Source organism: Streptomyces sp. NTH33, from assembly GCF_003236365.1.
GTDB lineage: Bacteria > Actinomycetota > Actinomycetes > Streptomycetales > Streptomycetaceae > Streptomyces.
In genome coordinates, this window is record NZ_POTZ01000705.1 from 1 (window position 1) to 2,537 (window position 2,537).

Below are 2,537 nucleotides of genomic sequence, written 5' to 3' on the forward strand. Positions count from 1 at the left end.
CGCACGGTTCTCCCCACCAGTGCGCCCGGGCCAGGTGGGGAGAACCGTGCGGATGCGCCGGCGCTTCCGAGGCGTCCGCGCAGGACTGGTTCGTTCCGTCCTCTGGCTGAGCGGCAGCAGGCTCCTGCGACGGCCGCGACGCCTGGGCTGGCAGCCGCCTTCCGCAGCGGCGTTCAGGCCGGCAGCACCGGCGGAGCGCCCCCCGCGCCGTCCGAACCACCGAGGCCGTGACTCTCCCTGTCCCGTATTTGTCCGTCCACGTTTCCGGTGGCCCGGTTGCGACCGCCGGCCCTTCCCCTTCTGGAGCAATCCGAATGACCACCAACCCTGACATGAGCAGCGTGAGCAGCGGCCACGGCGCGTCCGGCGCGGCAACGGGTGGGCCGCAGACGGACATGGTCTGGCTGCTGCGGCAGTTCGCCGCCGATATCCCCGGAGTCACGCACGCGGTGCTGCTGTCCCGGGACGGGCTGCGGCTGCTGGACAGCGAGGTCAACAAGGACTGGGCGGACGAGCTGTCAGCCGCGATCAGCGGGGTGGCCTCGATCGCCGCGAACATCACCGGCCCGACCCACGAGAAGCACCCGGCCAAGCAGGTCATCATCGAGCGGGACGACTGCCTCTTCTTCGTGCAGGGTGCCGGCCGGAGCGCCGCCTTCAGAAACTACCCCGGCAATACGCGCGGCGTGGTGGACACCGTGCTGCTCGTGATCACCACCACGAACGCCGATGTCGGCACCGTCGGGTTCGAGATGGGGCGCCTGGTGGACCGGTTCGCCCCCTACATGGACATCCCCGTGCGCGTCGCCGTGGGCGATGAGGTCCAGTGAGTGTGCACGGCAGCGCGGCTGAGGAGTCCGCGTTCGTACGGACCTACACGCTCACGGGTGGACGCACCCGGCCGCGGCATCTGCTGGGCCTGGAGACGGTGCTCGAGGCCGGACCCGGGCGGCCCGGTCCCAGCCAGGCCGACGAATGCCGGCAGATCCTCGCCCTGTGCCAGGAGCGTCGGCGCTCGGTGACGGAGCTGGCGGGCAGACTCGGCCGCCCCGTCACCGCCGTCAAGATCCTCATCTCAGACCTCCTGGACGCCAACGCCCTGGTCCTTCCCCTGACCGATCCCTACACCTCATCCGACGACGATCCGCGTCCCACCGTGCAGCTGCTGGCGGCCCTCTCCGCGGGCCTGAGAAAGAAGTTTCCCGATGCCATCGCCTACCCCCAGGCCGGCTGATACCGCCGCGCCGCCCAGGACACCGCCGCTTCCCCAGGGCGGTGGACCGGTCGTGCTGAAGATCGTGATCGCTGGAGGATTCGGCGTGGGCAAGACCACCGCCGTGGGAGCCGTCAGCGAAATCCCGCCCCTCAGCACAGAGGAGTACCTGACCGAACCCAGTTCAACAGTGGACAGTCTTGAAGGCGTTGAGGCCAAGCAGACCACCACGGTGGCTTTCGACTTCGGCCGCATCACCTTCCACGACGCTCCCGTGCCGGTGGAGCTGCTCCTGTTCGGTGCTCCCGGCCAGGACCGGTTCGTGAACCTGTGGTATGACCTCGCCCGCGGAGCGGTCGGCGCGGCCGTCCTGGTCGACACCCGCCGCCTGGAGAACAGCTTCACCGCGGTGGACTTCTTCGAAGACATCGGCCTGCCCTTCGTCGTAGCCCTCAACCAGTTCGACGGCGCACGCCGCTACCACCCCCAAGAGGTCCGCACCGCCCTTGAACTGCCCGATGACGTGCCGGTGGTCACCTGCGACGCGCGCGCTCGGGACCACATCGCCGGAGTCCTGCTGACCCTCGTCGGCCACGCCGTCAAGAGCGCGCCGACGAGCCCGGACCACCCGACCTTCCCGACCGCCCTACAGGACGCCTGATGACCCATCACCCCCACCACCTGCCCTCGACACCGCAGACCGACGTGCCCACACAGCCGCTGCCCTACCGCGCCGCACGCGACACGACCATGCCGTCCCAAGGCCGGCTCGCCCCGACCAGCACGGCCTTCCGCGGCCCGCAGGCCCCGCAGTCGACCGAGCTGGCGGAGCGGTACGAGCTGGTCCGGCGCCTTGGCCTGCCCACCGTGGCCGACCCGGACTTCGACGAAGCCGCCCGCGACATGGCCACCCGGACGGGCTTCCTGTACGGCTTCGTCAACCTCTTCCTGGCCGAGCAGACCTTCATCGGGCTGCATCAGCCGCCCGCCGACAGCGGGTACGTCATCGTCGGCCGCACCATGAGCCGCGAGCACGGCTGGTGCCCGGAGGTCATGGCCCGCAGGAAAGCCCTCCCCCTCCACGACGTCCACGCCAGCCCCCGCTTCAGCGGCAACCACGTGGTCGACGCGGTCGGCATCCGCGCGTACTTCGGCGCCCCCCTCATCCACGACAGCGGCACCGTTCTGGGCACCGTGTGTGTCATCGATCCCGAAAAGCGGTCCCTGAGCGATGCCCGCCGACTGAGAGACATCGTGCTCGACACCGGCGATCAGGTGATGCGCCACATCACCCGCGCCCCCGTGCGCTGACCCCCTTCGCCAC

4 protein-coding genes are annotated in these 2,537 nt (G+C 70.0%); all 4 read left to right on the plus strand.

The genetic code is table 11. The features are described 5' to 3' along the window. The first annotated feature begins 314 nt into the window (after nucleotides 1-314). Genes C1I97_RS35235 through C1I97_RS35250 form a run of 4 tightly spaced genes read left to right on the plus strand, consistent with a single transcriptional unit; the run spans nucleotide 315 to nucleotide 2,524 of the window. Nucleotides 315-830 (plus strand): roadblock/LC7 domain-containing protein, encoded by a 516-nt coding sequence (locus tag C1I97_RS35235; protein ID WP_111007022.1) that lies wholly within the window; start codon nucleotides 315-317, stop codon nucleotides 828-830. After that, nucleotides 827-1,234, plus strand: a complete 408-nt coding sequence (locus C1I97_RS35240) for a DUF742 domain-containing protein (protein ID WP_111007023.1) — start codon at nucleotides 827-829, stop codon at nucleotides 1,232-1,234. Before C1I97_RS35235 ends, C1I97_RS35240 begins: the two co-directional genes overlap by 4 nt. Before the next feature lie 52 nt (nucleotides 1,235-1,286). Continuing rightward, nucleotides 1,287-1,874, plus strand: a complete 588-nt coding sequence (locus C1I97_RS35245) for a GTP-binding protein (RefSeq protein ID WP_258382894.1) — start codon at nucleotides 1,287-1,289, stop codon at nucleotides 1,872-1,874. Continuing rightward, nucleotides 1,874-2,524 (plus strand): GAF domain-containing protein, encoded by a 651-nt coding sequence (locus tag C1I97_RS35250; RefSeq protein WP_111007024.1) that lies wholly within the window; start codon nucleotides 1,874-1,876, stop codon nucleotides 2,522-2,524. The genes C1I97_RS35245 and C1I97_RS35250 overlap by 1 nt, the downstream gene beginning before the upstream one ends. Nucleotides 2,525-2,537 lie beyond the last annotated feature (13 nt).